The sequence below is a fragment of the Glutamicibacter sp. NPDC087673 genome (assembly GCF_044743255.1).
In the GTDB taxonomy this organism is placed as follows: Bacteria; Actinomycetota; Actinomycetes; order Actinomycetales; family Micrococcaceae; genus Glutamicibacter.
This window is the reverse complement of the sequence record NZ_JBIUWB010000002.1, coordinates 418,840-433,700: the sequence shown is the minus strand read 5'-3', so window position 1 is coordinate 433,700 and position 14,861 is coordinate 418,840. Positions and strand designations below refer to the sequence as shown.

Here is a 14,861-nt window from a genome sequence, read left to right as displayed (position 1 = left end):
CTGTCCCGCCTTGGCTGTAGCGTTATATCCATGACTGAATGGCACAAGGGCCTGGCAATTGGCTTTGATTTGGAAACCACTGGTGTTGATACCAATACTGCACGCATCGTTACGGCATCGGTTGTCTTGCTGGATGCCGATGGCAAAGTGGTGAACAACCGCGAGTGGCTGGTAAACCCCGGGGTCGAGATTCCAGAGGCCGCGGCCGCAGTTCACGGAATCTCCACCGAGAAAGCCCGCGCCGACGGTGCCCCGGCGAAACAGTCCGTTCAGGAGATCTTGAATTTGCTGAAGTTCGCCTCGGAGCAAGCGCCAATCGTTGCTTTTAATGCTTCGTACGATTTCTCAGTGCTCTACAGCGAAGCCGTTCGCTACGACCTTGAGCCGTTTTTCCCGGGCAATGTGATCGATCCGTTCATCATCGACAAGCAGGTTGACAAGTTCCGCAAGGGGAAGCGCACCCTTGCGGCGGCTTGCGAGTTCTACGGTGTAGTCCTCGAAAATGCGCACACCTCGTTGGCCGATGCAGTTGCCTGCGTCGAGGTCGCTCGCCAGCTGGGCGAACGCTATCCGCAGTTGCAAGTAGATCCGATGGTGCTGCACGGCTGGCAGATCGGTTGGGCGAAAGAACAGGCAGAAAGTTTCCAGAAATACTTGCGCAAGACGAAGCCTGAAGCTGTTGTCGACGGCGCTTGGCCTATCACCGAGTCGTAAAGATTGAAATAATCAGCTTCTTGTGCCCCGTTTCACATGGGGTCAACAGGCCTCGCGACCACCATGCGGAAGCCAATCGTTCATTTTCTGTCACAAATCAACAAATTATATTCGAAGGTTCCCCCATTAAGGCCTCATACTAAGAATCTTGACTGTAATTTCCCCTTGATTCGGGCGATTTTGTTCGATGATGATTCAATGGAGGGTACTCTCTACACCCTTTGAGAATCTGAAGGAACACGCCTAGTGATCACAGTCAGTGACCTGCGCAAGGTCTACCAGCAAGACGGCAAGGATGTTGTTGCCCTTGATGGTGTCAGCCTTGAAGTCCCTACCGGGAAAATTCATGGCATCGTCGGACATTCCGGAGCGGGTAAATCCACTCTCGTCCGTTGCTTGACCTTGCTCGATCAGCCTACATCCGGAACCGTTGCCGTTAACGGCAAGGAGCTGACCAACGTCAGCACCGACGAGTTACGGAATGCGCGACGTCGAATTGGCATGGTTTTCCAGCACGCGAACCTCTTCGACTCGCGCACCACCGAGCAGAATGTGGCATACCCGCTGGAGCTTGGTGGCATGCCCAAAGCCGAAATTGATGCCAAGGTCGCTGAACTCCTGGAGCTCGTGGGCCTAACCAGGTTCGCCAAAGGGTACCCATCCCAGCTTTCCGGTGGCCAGCGCCAGCGCGTTGGTATCGCCCGGGCGCTGGCCACCGATCCGGATGTCCTGCTCTGTGATGAGCCGACCAGTGCCTTGGATCCGAAGACCACCGATGAAATCCTCGATTTGGTCAAGAAGCTGCGCGATCGGTTGAACATCACCGTGCTGATCATTACCCACGAAATGCACGTCGTGAAGCAAGCCTGCGATTCCGTTTCGCTGCTGGAAGGCGGCAAGATCGTGGAGCACGGCAATATCGAACAGGTCATCACCAACGCCGAAGGCACTTTGGCTTCCACGTTGCTCCCGCTTCCGGGCGACGCACCACGCATCGAGGGCGAAGGACCGATCCTGGACCTGCTCTACACCGGCGGCCAGGCGACCCAGCCTGTCATCTCTTCCATTGCCCGCTTGTTCAATACGGATGTCAATGTCTTGGCTGGTTCGGTCGAGCAGCTTGGCAACCAGCAGTACGCGCACTTGCGCCTGCAGCTGGCTCCCGACGCGGATCTGGATGCAATCGTGAACCACCTGAAGTCCACCGGCATCGCCGTAACCGTGAAGGGAGCCAAGTAAGCAATGGATTTCTTCTCCCCCACAGTGCTCAAGGCCGTAGGCCAAGCGACCGTCGAAACCCTGCAGATGGTCTTGATCTCAGGTGTGATCACCGTGATCATCGGACTGCTGCTGGGTATCTTGCTGCATGTCACTGGCAAAGGCGGACTGGCGCCGGTCCGCTGGCTAAACGCGATTCTCTCCACGGTGATCGTGAACATCACCCGTTCCGTCCCGTTCGCCATCTTAATGGTCGCCCTGATTCCGTTCGCCGCGATGCTCATCGGCACCGCGCTGGGCCCGATCGCTGCCTCGGTCTCTTTGACCATCGGCACGGTCCCATTTTTCGCCCGCCTGGTGGAAACCGCCTTGCGCGATGTTTCCGCTGGCAAGGTCGATGCCGCGCTGGTGATGGGTTCCACCAAGCTGCAAACCATTCGCAAGGTCCTGGTGCCTGAAGCCATGCCCGGCATCATTTCGGCCGTCACCACCACTCTGGTGACCTTGATCGGCTACTCCGCGATGGCTGGCTTGGTAGGCGGTGGCGGTTTGGGTCGTCTGGCCTACAACTACGGCTACGTCCGCTACAACATGCCCATCATGCTTGCGACCATCGTGATTATCGTGATCATGGTCCAGCTGGTGCAGGTCATCGGTGATGCGATCGCCCGCAAGGTCGATCACCGCTAGTCAAAACTTCCGCCGGTCTATCCGGCGGAGCCGTGGAACCGCTGAGGACACGGCAAATCCACTCGCATCGTGCCTCACGGCTCTACCTAAGGAAAGACAAGTTATGCGCAAGAAACTCGGACTCGCCATCACCGGTGTTGCCACCGCATTCGCCCTGACCGCTTGCGGCAGCAGCGAACCAACTGCTGATGCTGCAGCGACCCTGGATCCGGCAAACCCTACGGTTATCAAGGTAGGCGCCAGCCCGGTCCCACAGGCAGACATCCTGAACTTCATCGATGAGAACTTGGCGAAGGAAGCCGGCATCGACTTGGAAGTCATGGAGATCGATGACTACGTCACCCCGAACACCGGACTTGCCGACGGCTCGCTGGATGCCAACTACTTCCAGACCGAGGCCTATCTGGCTACCGAGATGAAGGAAAAGGGCTACGAGTTCGCGCACGGCGCTGGCGTTCATGTGGAGCCAATGACCGTCTTCTCGAAGAAGTTCAAGGACGCCAAGGACGTCGCAGAAGGCACCAAGGTACTGCTGAACAACGACCCGGTGAATCAGATCCGCGGCATGCGCGTTCTGGAAGAAGCAGGGCTGCTGCAGAACCTCAGCGATGATGATTCCCTGCTGACCGTCAACGGCAACGCGGACAAGAACCCGCTGAACCTCGAAATCACTGACGCCAACGCCGAGCAGGTCGTCCAGTACTACAAGTCCGATGATTCCATCGGCTTGGCGGTCATCAACGGCAACTACATCGTCCAGGCCAAGCTGGACAAAGCAGAGATGCTTGCCCAGGAGTCCGGCGAGAACAACCCCAACGCCAACTTCCTGACCTGGCGCGACGGCGAAGAGACCCCGGCTGTTGCGAAGCTCGAAGAGCTGCTGCACTCCGATGAGGTCCGCGATTACATCGAGAAGACCTGGACCGACGGCAGCGTTATCGCCGCTTTCTAATCCGGTTTCCAGCCACGGGGCATTCCCGAACGCTTGAACCTTGACTGCCCGAGTTCCGTATACGGAACTCGGGCAGTTCCGTTTCCCGCCGTTTTCCCAGGCTTAAATAAGCCAGGGCCAGGCAAGCACCTCACGGTGCCTGCCTGGCCCTGGCTATTGCCCTCGGGAGCCTGCAATTAGGCCGTGGCGGCCGCAGCGGCCCGGGCAGCTGCTGGGAGGGCCGCGAAGATCTTCTCCATTGCGGCATCATCATGGGCCGCCGAGACGAACCATGCTTCGAAGACGCTTGGCGGCAGGTACACCCCGGAGTCCAGCATCGAGTGGAAGAACGGTGCATAGCGGAAGGCTTCCTGCCCCTGCGCATCAGCGTAGTTGTGCACTCCCCTTTCGGAGGTGCCGAAAGCTACCGAGAACAAGGTACCGGCGCGCTGAATCGAGTGGTCCAGGCCAGCAGCATTGAAGGATTCGGTGATGGCACCCTGCAGCGCCTCGGACTGCTTGGCCAGGTGCGCGTAGACGTCCTCGGTCGCGTGGGTCAGCTGGGCGATGCCGGCAGCCATCGCGACCGGGTTGCCCGACAGCGTGCCTGCCTGGTAAACCGGACCCAATGGTGCCAGGTAGTCCATGACCTCAGCGCGTCCGCCCAGGGCCGCGGTGGGCAAACCGCCGCCGATGACCTTGCCGAAGGTGTAGAGGTCTGCGTCCCAGCCCTCTTCCTTGCCGGTCAGGCCCCAGTAGCCCGATGAGGAAGCGCGGAAGCCGGTGAGGACCTCGTCGAGGATCAGCAGCGCGCCGTGCTTGGCGGTAGTCTCCTTCAGGAACTTGTTGAAGCCGTCCTCTGGAACTACGACACCCATGTTGCACGGAGCCGATTCGGTAATCACCGCAGCGATATTCGCACGGTGCTCGGCGAAGGCGGCCTCGATGGCGGCGCGGTCGTTGTAGGGCAGCACCAGGGTCTCTGCTGCCGTGGCAGCGGTCACGCCGGCGGAACCTGGCAAGGCCAGAGTGGCAACACCCGAGCCGGCGTCGGCCAGCAGGCCGTCGAGGTGGCCGTGGTAGCAGCCGGAGAACTTGATGACCAGGTCCCGGCCGGTGTAGCCGCGGGCCAGGCGGACGGCGGTCATGGTGGCTTCGGTGCCCGTGGAGACCATGCGCACGCGTTCCACCCCGCCCATGCGGGACTTGATCAGCGCGCCGAGCTTGGCCTCATCCGGAGTGGATGCGCCGAAGGACAAACCGCGGTCCACGGCCGCGTGCACGGCAGCCTGGATCTCCGGGTGGGCGTGGCCCAGCAGTGCCGGACCCCATGAGCACACCAGGTCGACATACTCCTTGCCGTCGGCGTCGGTCAGGTATGCGCCCTTGGCGCCGACCATGAATGGAGGAACACCGCCGACCGAACCGAAGGCGCGCACCGGGGAGTTCACGCCACCTGGCATGACTTCGCGGGCTTCGGCGAAAAGCTTTTCAGAGTTCGACATGTTATTACTTGCCTTCCTTGAGCCAGCCGGCAACTTCGGCTGCATAGTAGGTGAGGATCTGCTGGGCACCGGAGCGCTTGATCGACAGCAGCGATTCAAGCACGGACGCCTTGCGGTCAATCCAGCCGTTGGCGGCGGCGGCCTCGATCATCGAGTACTCGCCGGAAATCTGGTAGGCGGAGACTGGAACTGGGGAAATATCGGCAATATCGCGCACGATATCCAGGTAGCTCATGGCCGGCTTGACCATGATCATGTCCGCGCCTTCGGCAATATCCAGTTCAGCTTCCAGCACCGCTTCGCTGCGGTTGGCCGAATCCATCTGGTAGGTGCGGCGGTCCCCCACCAGCTGGGAGTCCACTGCCTCGCGGAACGGGCCGTAGAAGGCGCTGGCGTACTTGGCGCTGTAGGCGAGGATGGAGACATCCTGGCGCCCGGCAGCATCCAGTGCCTGGCGGATGACGCCGATCTGGCCGTCCATCATGCCCGACGGGCCCAGCATGTGGGCGCCGGCCTCGGCCTGGGCCACTGCCATCTGGCCGTAGATTTCCAAGGTGGCATCGTTATCCACGTTGCCCTGGGCATCGAGCACGCCGCAATGGCCGTGCGAGGTGAATTCATCCAGGCAGACATCGGACATGACCACCAGTTCATCGCCTACCTCGGCGCGCACCGCGGCAATGCCGCGGTTCAAGATGCCCTGCGGGTCCAGACCGGCCGAGCCGTTCTCGTCGCGTACTTCCGGGATGCCAAAGAGCATGATGCCACCCAGCCCCACCTCGGCCGCGTTCGCCGCGGCAGCCTTCAGCGAGTCCATGGTGTGCTGGTAGACCCCCGGCATGGAGGTGATCTCGTTGGGTTCGCCCAGTCCCTCGCGCACGAAGGCAGGCAAGATCAGTTGGCGTGCCGAAAGCTCATTTTCTGCCACCAGGCGGCGGATGGCAGGATTCTGCCGCAACCGGCGCGGGCGATGCTGAGGGAAACCCATGGCTCCTCTTTCTCCAGTTCTCATAACTTCTTATTCCGTTGTGCACACTTCCGGTCCCGGAGTTACCGGTGCCGGAGCAAATCTTGGGCCGCACGGGCCAGGCCCTGCGGGGTGGGAGCGGAGGCCACGGCATGCACCGGCAGCCCGGCACGCTCCATGGCCCGGGCCGTTGGACGGCCAATCGCGATGGTCCGCAGCTTCCCGGGCAGCTGCGTCCCTGCCAGCTGCACGAAGCGGCGGACCACGCTGGGCGCCGAGAAGACCACCAAATCCTGTTCTTCCAGTCTGCCACCGATCCGGTTCGCCGGTAGGACGTTGAGTCCGGCTGCCGCTTCCGGCTCAGAGACCGGGGTGCCGGGCGCCGGGGCATCCACGGTTTCATAGGCAATGAATTCGTTGACCTGCACCGGGTATTTGCCCAGCCCATCAGCCAGCGTGGAGCTGGCCAGATCGCCGTGCGGATAGCAGATCCTGGCACCCGGCTCAGGGATCCATGCCGCAAGCATGCCGGCAGCCGATTGCTCTTCAGCTTCGAAGTCCACGCTGCGGCCCAAGTGCCGCTTGATGGCCTCGGTGGTCTTCTCTCCAACCGAGGCCAGACGCAGCTGCTCCGGCAGGAGCGCTCCAGCCAGCACCTGCTGCACCACCTTGACGGTATTCACCGAGGTGAAGACCAGCCAGGAGTAGTCTCCGGCGACCAGATCGCTGGCCATGCGCTGCAATGCGCTGCGGTCGGCGGGCCAAACAGTTTCGATCAGCTGGGCGCACCACGAGGTGATGCCCAGCCGATCGAATTCCTGCACGGTGGCCGCGGCACGTGCCGGGTTGCGCAGGATCAGTGCTTGATAAGCCATGGTCCGGAACTAGGCCAGCCCGGCAACTACGGCAGCGCCATCAGCGATCATCGACTGCGCCAGCGAACGGCCCAGCTGCTGTGCTGCATCCGCCGTGCTGCAGGAGATCCGCGCACTGCGGCGCATGGTCTGCGAGCCATCGGGGTTGCAGGCCACCGCTTCGAGGACCAGCTCATCGCCCTCGATATGGGCCAAGGCGCCAATCGGGGCAGCACAGCCGGCTTCCAATTCGGAGAGCAGCGCACGTTCGGCCTCCACCTGCATGCGGGTAGCGGCATCATCGAACTGCGCCAGAGCCGCATCCAATGCGCCGTGGCCGGTGCCCGCGGTACGGGTTTCCAGCGCCAAGGCGCCCTGGCCCGGGGCGGGCAGCATGATGGAGGGATCCAGGTACTCGGTGATGTGCTTGTCCAAGCCCAGGCGGCGCATCCCGGCAGCTGCCAGGATCACCGCGTCCAGGTCACCCTGGGTGCCGCGGCCCACGCTGCCATCATCCAGCGTCTTCCCGACACCCTTGACCCGGCCCAAACGGGTGGGGACGTTGCCGCGGATATCGACAATCTCGAAGTCGCTGCGGTAGGCCAGCAGCTGGGCTGCACGGCGCGGCGAACCGGTACCGATCTTCGCACCCTGGGGCAGCTGGTCCAAGCCCAGCGAGTCGCGCGAGCACAGGGCATCGCGGACATCCTCGCGCGGCGGGATCGAGGCCAGGACCAGGCCCTCGGGCTGCGCAGTGGGCAGGTCCTTGAGCGAGTGCACGGCCAGGTCGCAGCCGGAATCGAGCAGGTGCTGGCGCAGCGCGGCGGCGAAGACGCCGGTGCCTCCGAGGGTGGCCAGCGAGCCGGTCACCACATCGCCTTCGGTCTTGACCAGCACGGTCTGCGCGGCCAACCCGGAAATCCCGGCCAGCTTCTGCGCGGCCCATCCGGTCTGGGTGGTCGCCAGCGCGCTGCCGCGCGTTCCTACGCGAAATGCTTCGGTCATGGCTGGGGTACACCAACTTCTGAATCGACTGCGCCGATGGTCGGGCGCAAGGTTCCGTCCAGGGCGCGCTTCTCGCAGCAGCCCGGACGGCAGACATCAAACCATGGGCCGCCTTCGAGAACCGAGGTGCGGCCGGCGCGCAGGGCCTTGCCATCGGGGCCGGCCAGGCGTTCTTCGACCAAGTCCACCAGTCCGGAGATGAACGCCTGGTGGGTGCCCGGGGTGGCGACGCGGTCAAAGGCCAGGCCCAGTTGGGCGCAGCTGTCCTTGGCTTCGGTATCCAGATCCCACATGACTTCCATGTGGTCCGAGATGAAGCCGATGGGCACGACCACGACGCCGGCGACACCGGCTGCGACATCCTCTTCCAGCGCGTCGTTGATATCCGGTTCCAGCCATGGCACATGCGGTGCCCCGGAGCGGGACTGGTAGACCAGGCTGTGCTCCAGGCCCTTGGCCTCCTCTACCTGGGACAGGATGTAGTTGGCCACCGCCTGGTGCTGGCTGGTGTAGAGATTCCCGTAGCCTGCGGCCCGGATACCTTCGGGTCCTGCGGCCTCGGCGTCGGCCATCGGAATGGAGTGGGTGACGAAGACGATCTTGATCGCCCCGTCTTCCTTGCCCGCTTCGGCCAGCTGCGCACGCACATTGGCCAGCGAGGAACGCAAGGACTGCGCAAAGGGCGTCACGAAGGCAGGAGTGTCGAAGAACTGGCGCAGCTTGTCCACTTCCACCACACCGTCCAGCCCGGTGTTGACTAGGCCCATGCCCGCATCCTCGCGGTACTGGCGGCAGGCCGAGTAGCCGGAGTAGGCGCCGGTGCCCACGAGCAGCACCTTGCGGTGGCCGTCGGCGGCCAGCTGCTTGAGGGTGTCGTCGATAAACGGGTGCCAGTTGCGGTTGCCCCAGTAAATGGGCAGGTCGATGCCGCGGGTAGCCAGCTCTGCCTCCAGCGCGGCTTTCAGTGCACGGTTCTGCGCGTTGATTGGCGAGACGCCGCCGTTCTTGCGGTAGTGCACCGCAACTTCTTCCAGGCGCTCGTCAGGGATGCCGCGGCCCTCGGTGACCTTGCGCAGGAACGGGATGACATCATCCTGCCCTTCCGGTCCGCCGAAGGATGCCAGCAAGATGGCATCGTAGGACTTGGGAATCATCTGGCCGTTGCGGTCATATCCCTCGCGGGGGTCAAAGGCCTGGCTCACTTCAGTACCTCTAGCGCTTCAGCTGCCGAGATGCGGCGGCCGGTGTAGAACGGAGTCTCCTCACGCACATGGTGGCGGGCTTCGGTGTAGCGCAGGTGGCGCATCATGTCGACGAGATCGATCATGTCGTCGGCTTCGAGGCAGATCTGCCATTCGTAGTCGCCGAAGGAGAAGGCCGCTACGGTGTTGGCCAGCACGTTCGGGAATTCGCGGCCCAGGATGCCGTGGTCGCGCAGCATCTTGCCGCGGGCCGCTGGATCCAGGGTGTACCACTCGGTGGAGCGGACGAATGGGTAAACGGTCATCCATTCCTTCGGATCCAGGCCGCGCGCGAACGCTGGCGAGTGGTCCTTGGCGAATTCCGCTTCACGGTGCACGGCCATGGTGGAGTAAACGATTTCGGTGCCGGCCAGCAGGGCCGAACGGCGGATCTTGCGCATCGATGCCTGCAGCAGCTGGGCCGATGGCCCGTGCACCCAGAACATCACGTCAGCGTCCTCGCGCATGGCCGAAACGTCGTAGATGCCGCGCACGGTGGCGCCTTCGGCGGCCAGCTCGGCGACCAGCGCATCGAATTCAGCGGCAGCAGCCTCGGAACGCTCGACAATTTCCGAACGCTTGAAAATGGTCCAGAGAGTGTAGAAGAACGTCGGGTTTTCTCCTGCATTTTCGCGTTCACGAATTACTGGGGAATTATGCTCCGGTGCGTTGCTCACTTGATATTCTCCTTGATCTGGTTTCGGACAAAAGTCCAGGATAGTTGGCCCGGGTGCGGTTAGCGGGCGCTGATCGCGACGGCACTGCGGGCTTGGGCGATAACTCGCGCCAGTCCGGTGCCGGCAATCCATGCGCCAACCACATCGAGCCCTTCGAAGCCCGACAGGCTGCGCTGCAGTTGCGCGCGGCGCGCGGTAGCGGCCTGGCCCTGCAGCGGAACCATGTCGCTGAAGCGTGAAACGGTGCTTCCCAAGACATCATCAAGATGCAATTGAACACCGAGAATCTTTGAAGCATCTTTGATTGCCTGGTCGATGAGAGCTGAATCATCTCCGGATTCGACAAGTTGCTCATGTTCGCCGATTCGTCCAAAGGACAGGCGCAGTACGTGGGTGCCAGGGCCGGCCTCTGCGGCGAGCCAGGGCCACTTGGCCGTGGAATGGGTCAGCGCCTTGGCCGTCAGCGGGGCGTTCCTGGAGACCAGCACACCCGATCCGCGCGGGGCATCATCGAGTTCCGGCTTATCGACCACCAGGATCGCCAAGGCAATGGCATTGGCACCGCTTTCGCCGGCGATCCGCTCTTCTGGTGCCAGCAGGGGGTTCAGCAGGTCCAGTGCCGGCTCGGCCGGCGTCGCGAGAACTACCCGGTCAGCGAGCAGTTCATGGCCCAAGGTCGTGACTGCATACGGAGTTGGCGACTGCGCATCGTGGCGCAAGGAGGTCACCGGCGAATTGCGCACCAGCGCAACGCCAGCCTGCTCCAGCTGGGACACCAGGGCTTCGACCATGGTGTACATGCCGCCGTTGAGGCCAGCCACACGGGAACCAGCCGGAGCCGAAGCCTGCAGCCGGGTGACGGCGCGGGCCAGCGAACCGGTCTCCTGCATGGCTTGGCGCAGGCCAGGCGCGGCGGCGTCAATGGAAATCTTGGCAGGGTCGGTGGAATAGACGCCGTTGATGACCGGGGCCACCAGCTGGTCCAGTACCGCCTGTCCCATGCGGGAACGGACCACTTCAGCGATGGTCAAGTTCTCCGTGGCCCACTTCTTGTTCATGGGCGTGATCAGATCCGCTGCGGCACGCACGGTGGCCGGTCGGCCAATGATGCCGCGCACCTCGTCGGTGCGCACATTGCCCGGGATGCCCAGCATTGCGGTGGCAGGCATCTGGTGAGCATGAATTTCCTGCTCTTCCCCCTGGATGAGCCAGGCCCGCTCTCCGGAGGTCCTGGCGATCTGCCCGCCTAGATCCAGCTCGTCGAGGTAGGAGGAAACAATGCCGCCACGCAGGGCGAAGGATTCCGCGCCAGCATCAATCTCCATGCCGACAACTTCGGTGGTGCGCACGCAGCCACCGAAGTTCGCTGTTGCTTCCAGCACGGTCACTTCGTGTCCGGTCTGGCGAAGTTCACGGGCAGCGACCAGGCCGGCGATGCCGCCACCGATCACCACCGCATGCGGGGCCAATGGCTTCTGGGCCTGATCGGCCGATTCGCTCTTCGCTAGGCGTGCTTCGCTGGCGCTGCGCACCTTTTCCAGCAGGCGCAAGGCATGCGCTGCGGCATCGTTGGCAATATCGCGTCGCGGTTTGGACGCGCCGGCGGCTTCAGCTGAATCCCCTGCGCGCAGATTGCGCTGTTCCTTGCTCACGTGCCTAGCACCTTCTACCTTCACAATATGCCGATGCCCTGTTCCCTGCCCATGGCCTCGAGGGCCAGTTGGAACACAGCGTTAAACCTAGCTTAGACCTGTTGAATTACAGCGAGTGAATGAGCTCCACCACACGGGTCAACACTGTTGGGTCGGTGGTTGGCGGAACGCCATGGCCCAGGTTCACCACATGTCCGCGGGCCTTCTTGCCTGCTGCAACCACTTCGCGCACGTGCGCCTCGAGGACTTCCCACGGGGCATCGAGCAACGCCGGGTCGATGTTGCCCTGGACCGAAACGTCCTGGCCCAAGCGTTCAATCGCGGTTTCCAGCGGGATGCGGTAATCCACGCCCACGGTATCCACGCCAGCATCGCGCATGGCGGTGAGCAGTTCGCCGGTGCCGGTTCCGAAGTGGATCAACGGCACGCCCAGGTCGCGGACGTAGTCCAGGGACTTCACCGAGTACGGGGCGACGTGCTTCTGGTAGTCCGGAAGCGAGAGCGAACCAGCCCAGGAGTCGAAGAGCTGCGCGGCCGAGGCGCCGGCTTCAACCTGCGCCCGCAGGAACTTGCCCGAGGCGTCGGCAGCCCAGGTCATCAGTCCGTCCCAGACGTCCGGGTCGGTGTGCATCATGGTGCGCGGGCCCAGGTGGTCGCGGCTTGGCTTGCCCTCGACCATGTAGGCGGCCACGGTGAATGGCGCACCGGCGAAACCGATCAGCGGGGTCTTGCCCAGCTCGGCCACGGTCAAGCGCACGGCTTCGCGGATGGGTTCCAGCGACTCGTCCGTCAGCTCCGGAAGGGCAGCTACCTGCTCCCTGGTGCGAATCGGGGTGTCCAGCACCGGGCCAACGCCTGGCACGATGTCCACGCCAATGCCTGCAAGGCGCAGCGGGATGACGATGTCCGAGAAGAAGATGCCGGCGTCCACCTTGTGGCGGCGCACCGGCTGCAAGGTGATCTCGCTGGCCATGGCAGGGTCAAGGCAGGAGTCGAGCATGCTCACTCCTTCACGCAGCTTCAGGTATTCAGGCAGCGAACGGCCAGCCTGGCGCATGAACCACACCGGGTGATGCGACGGCTTCTTGCCGGTCAGAGCTTGGATCAAAGCGGAATCTTGGGTACGTCCATCAATCAACGGATGGTTCTGCGACAGGGTCATGCCCCAATTCTGCCAACTCTTCAGATTAAAAGCCCATTTACTGCGTTCGCCCGCAGGGGAAGGTGAGCAAACTAACCCCTTGGAACCATGCGGATTTAGGCACACCTGCGTTGTCTGCCGGTATTTTCCGGCCTATTCTGGGGTCACTGTGGTTTTCTTATCTCTTGTCGCATCGCATTCCCAGCTCGATCTGGAGACCGTCGCACAAATCAGTGCTTCGGCCGACGGGCTGGCAGCTGCCTCCGTTAACGGTTCGGCGGCTATCAATGGCGCCGTCGTGCTGGCCACCTGCAACCGCTTCGAAGTCTACGCAGACGTGGACCACGTGGAGGACGCAGCAGAACATCTGGTCAACGAGCTGGCAGCAAGCACCGACCTCTCCCCCGAATTCCTGGCCCGCCGTCTCACCACGCTGGAAGGCGACCCGGTAGTTGAGCACCTCTTCTCCGTAGGCGCCGGACTGGACTCGGCCGTTGTCGGCGAACGCGAAATCGCTGGCCAGGTGCGTCGAGCACTGACCCAGGCGCAGCAAGAGAAGACCACAACCAGCAACCTCACCCGCCTGTTCCAGAACGCCACCCGCGCGGCCAAGGATGTCGGTTCGAATACCGACCTTGGCACCCAGGGCAAGTCCGTGGTTTCGGTGGCCCTCGATCTGGCCGAAGAACTGGTCACTGAAGGCCGCGACTGGTCCGAGCAGGATGTTGTGCTCTTTGGCACCGGTTCCTACGCTGGCGCCACCATGGCGTTGCTCAAGGAACGCGGCGTCCAGCGCATTTCGGTTTACTCGCATTCCGGGCGCGCCGCAGATTTCACCGCGAAGCGCGGCGGTTTCCCGCTCAGCGACGAATTGCTGCCGCAGGCCCTGCGCGAAGCTGACATCATCGTTGGCTGCTCCGGCGGCGGTCACCAGTTGGCCCGTGCAGAGCTTGAAGCGCTGCGCGTGAAGAAGCACCCGCTGATCGCCATCGACATGGCGCTCACCCACGACTTCGATCCGACCATGGTCGAACTGCCCGATGTTGAACTGATTACTTTGGAATCGGTGCGCATGGCCGCCCCGACCGAGCAGGCCATGGCCGTTCACGCGGCTAGCCGCATCGTCAAGAACGCCACCGCAGAATTTGCCGCCGCTCAGCGTGAACGCGAGGCCGACTTCGCGATTGTCGCGCTGCGCCAGCACACCAAAGCCGTTCTGGATGCCGAGATCGCGAAGGTCCGTGCCCAGCACGGCTGCAGCGCCGCAGCCGAGGAAGTCGAGCTGGCCATGCGCCGCATGGTGCGCCAGCTTTTGCATGTGCCTACCGTGCGTGCCCGCGAACTGGCAGGCGAAGGCCGCACCGGCGAATACGTCTCGGCCCTGGAAACCCTCTACGGCTTGGAGCTCTCGCAGCCGGAGCCCGGGAAATCGGAGACTACGCAGGCCCTGGGCAACTGTCCAGCCGCCCCGGAAGCCAAATCAGCGTAGAAAACCTGATTTCCCCCAGCATATTTCCACTTTCCGCACAGAAGCATGGAATACTACTTCCAAGTAGATTATCCACCCGAGAATTCCTTTGATGACTTGGGAGCTGATCACTCTGCAGCTGGAAAGGCCCCATTCGACATGACGGAACTCGAAAATATCAAAGGCACCCGCCCGCAACGGATGCCCCGTGAAGCGCGTCGTCGCCAGCTGCTGCAGGCAGCGCACCAGGTTTTCGTGGCCCATGGGTACCATGGTGCGTCCATGGACGAAATCGCTGAAGTCGCCCTGGTTTCCAAACCGGTGCTCTACCAGCATTTCCCCGGCAAACGCGAACTCTACCTCGCCTTGCTGGATTCGCACCTGGCCGACTTCAGCCGTCAGCTGGATGAAGCGATCCGCTCCACCAGCGACAATCGCGAGCGCGTCTTCGCCACCATCAACACCTACTACAGCTACATCAAGGGCGAATCCCAGGCGTACCGCCTGATCTTCGAATCCGATGTGCTCTCGGACCCGCTGATCGCCCATCGCATCGAGCAGTTCAACAGTTCGCTGGCTTCCTCCATCGCCCGCGTCGTGGTCGAAGATACCGACATGAGCGAGGAGGAAGGCCTGCTGGCAGGCCGTGCCCTGGCAGGCCTCTCCCAGGTTTCGGCGCGTTACTGGGCCACCAGCAGCTCCTCGGTGGACCAGAATGCCGCCGTGGATCTCATCTCCCGTTTAGCTTGGCGCGGAATTTCGCAGTTCCCGAAAGAAAACTAGCTAAATTAGTGTTCA

14 protein-coding genes are annotated in these 14,861 nt (G+C 62.6%); 6 read left to right on the top strand and 8 right to left on the bottom strand.

Features of this window, described 5'->3' with window-relative positions; genetic code table 11:
- The first annotated feature begins 30 nt into the window (after positions 1-30).
- The 4 genes from ACIOTL_RS06475 to ACIOTL_RS06460 all read left to right on the top strand — a co-directional run bounded on the left by ACIOTL_RS06475 (position 31) and on the right by ACIOTL_RS06460 (position 3,574).
- Positions 31-714 (top strand): 3'-5' exonuclease, encoded by a 684-nt coding sequence (locus tag ACIOTL_RS06475; protein WP_105657505.1) that lies wholly within the window; start codon positions 31-33, stop codon positions 712-714.
- Between the two features lie 246 nt (positions 715-960).
- Positions 961-1,953 carry a methionine ABC transporter ATP-binding protein gene (locus tag ACIOTL_RS06470; RefSeq protein ID WP_105657506.1) on the top strand — a complete coding sequence of 331 codons (993 nt, stop codon included), beginning with the start codon at positions 961-963 and terminating at the stop codon, positions 1,951-1,953.
- A gap of 3 nt (positions 1,954-1,956) precedes the next feature.
- On the top strand, positions 1,957-2,622 hold the full coding sequence (locus tag ACIOTL_RS06465; RefSeq protein ID WP_400342166.1) for a methionine ABC transporter permease: 666 nt from the start codon (positions 1,957-1,959) through the stop codon (positions 2,620-2,622).
- Between the two features lie 103 nt (positions 2,623-2,725).
- Positions 2,726-3,574: a MetQ/NlpA family ABC transporter substrate-binding protein gene (locus ACIOTL_RS06460; protein ID WP_400342165.1), complete on the top strand. Its 849-nt coding sequence runs from the start codon at positions 2,726-2,728 to the stop codon at positions 3,572-3,574.
- Positions 3,575-3,750: 176 nt separating this feature from the next.
- Here the strand turns inward: ACIOTL_RS06460 and hemL are convergent, their stop codons facing one another.
- The 8 genes from hemL to hemE form a co-directional block, all read right to left on the bottom strand.
- Positions 3,751-5,058, bottom strand: a complete 1,308-nt coding sequence (hemL, locus tag ACIOTL_RS06455) for a glutamate-1-semialdehyde 2,1-aminomutase (RefSeq protein WP_400342164.1) — start codon at positions 5,056-5,058, stop codon at positions 3,751-3,753.
- A 4-nt stretch (positions 5,059-5,062) separates the two neighbouring features.
- The gene (gene hemB, locus ACIOTL_RS06450) at positions 5,063-6,046 is read right to left on the bottom strand and encodes a porphobilinogen synthase (protein WP_400342163.1); all 984 of its coding nucleotides are present in this window, start codon (positions 6,044-6,046) and stop codon (positions 5,063-5,065) included.
- Between the two features lie 62 nt (positions 6,047-6,108).
- Positions 6,109-6,900 (bottom strand): uroporphyrinogen-III synthase, encoded by a 792-nt coding sequence (locus tag ACIOTL_RS06445; RefSeq protein WP_400342162.1) that lies wholly within the window; start codon positions 6,898-6,900, stop codon positions 6,109-6,111.
- Positions 6,901-6,909: 9 nt separating this feature from the next.
- Positions 6,910-7,884: a hydroxymethylbilane synthase gene (gene hemC / locus ACIOTL_RS06440; protein ID WP_133833703.1), complete on the bottom strand. Its 975-nt coding sequence runs from the start codon at positions 7,882-7,884 to the stop codon at positions 6,910-6,912.
- Positions 7,881-9,086 carry a ferrochelatase gene (locus ACIOTL_RS06435; RefSeq protein WP_400342161.1) on the bottom strand — a complete coding sequence of 402 codons (1,206 nt, stop codon included), beginning with the start codon at positions 9,084-9,086 and terminating at the stop codon, positions 7,881-7,883. The genes hemC and ACIOTL_RS06435 overlap by 4 nt, the downstream gene beginning before the upstream one ends.
- A complete protein-coding gene (gene hemQ, locus ACIOTL_RS06430) occupies positions 9,083-9,769 on the bottom strand; it encodes a hydrogen peroxide-dependent heme synthase (protein WP_105657676.1) in 687 nt (228 codons plus the stop codon). Before hemQ ends, ACIOTL_RS06435 begins: the two co-directional genes overlap by 4 nt.
- Before the next feature lie 92 nt (positions 9,770-9,861).
- On the bottom strand, positions 9,862-11,454 hold the full coding sequence (gene hemG / locus ACIOTL_RS06425; RefSeq protein WP_400342160.1) for a protoporphyrinogen oxidase: 1,593 nt from the start codon (positions 11,452-11,454) through the stop codon (positions 9,862-9,864).
- 106 nt (positions 11,455-11,560) lie between these two features.
- Entirely contained in the window at positions 11,561-12,616 is a 1,056-nt protein-coding gene (gene hemE, locus ACIOTL_RS06420) for a uroporphyrinogen decarboxylase (RefSeq protein WP_105657515.1), read from the bottom strand.
- Positions 12,617-12,764: 148 nt separating this feature from the next.
- Here hemE and ACIOTL_RS06415 point away from each other — a divergent pair, with 148 nt between their 5' ends.
- Together ACIOTL_RS06415 and ACIOTL_RS06410 are read left to right on the top strand one after the other, a co-directional pair.
- Positions 12,765-14,084, top strand: a complete 1,320-nt coding sequence (locus ACIOTL_RS06415; RefSeq protein ID WP_400342159.1) for a glutamyl-tRNA reductase — start codon at positions 12,765-12,767, stop codon at positions 14,082-14,084.
- Between the two features lie 138 nt (positions 14,085-14,222).
- Positions 14,223-14,846 carry a TetR/AcrR family transcriptional regulator gene (locus ACIOTL_RS06410; RefSeq protein ID WP_105657677.1) on the top strand — a complete coding sequence of 208 codons (624 nt, stop codon included), beginning with the start codon at positions 14,223-14,225 and terminating at the stop codon, positions 14,844-14,846.
- The last annotated feature ends 15 nt before the right edge of the window (positions 14,847-14,861 follow it).

Bases quoted from the DNA above. Each gene is read 5' to 3' on its own strand.
- ACIOTL_RS06475 (WP_105657505.1), top strand. From the start codon at position 31: ATGACTGAATGGCACAAGGGCCTGGCAATTGGCTTTGATTTGGAAACC.
- ACIOTL_RS06465 (WP_400342166.1), top strand. From the start codon at position 1,957: ATGGATTTCTTCTCCCCCACAGTGCTCAAGGCCGTAGGCCAAGCGACC.
- ACIOTL_RS06460 (WP_400342165.1), top strand. From the start codon at position 2,726: ATGCGCAAGAAACTCGGACTCGCCATCACCGGTGTTGCCACCGCATTC.
- hemL (WP_400342164.1), bottom strand. From the start codon at position 5,058: ATGTCGAACTCTGAAAAGCTTTTCGCCGAAGCCCGCGAAGTCATGCCA.
- hemB (WP_400342163.1), bottom strand. From the start codon at position 6,046: ATGGGTTTCCCTCAGCATCGCCCGCGCCGGTTGCGGCAGAATCCTGCC.
- ACIOTL_RS06445 (WP_400342162.1), bottom strand. From the start codon at position 6,900: ATGGCTTATCAAGCACTGATCCTGCGCAACCCGGCACGTGCCGCGGCC.
- hemC (WP_133833703.1), bottom strand. From the start codon at position 7,884: ATGACCGAAGCATTTCGCGTAGGAACGCGCGGCAGCGCGCTGGCGACC.
- hemE (WP_105657515.1), bottom strand. From the start codon at position 12,616: ATGACCCTGTCGCAGAACCATCCGTTGATTGATGGACGTACCCAAGAT.
- ACIOTL_RS06410 (WP_105657677.1), top strand. From the start codon at position 14,223: ATGACGGAACTCGAAAATATCAAAGGCACCCGCCCGCAACGGATGCCC.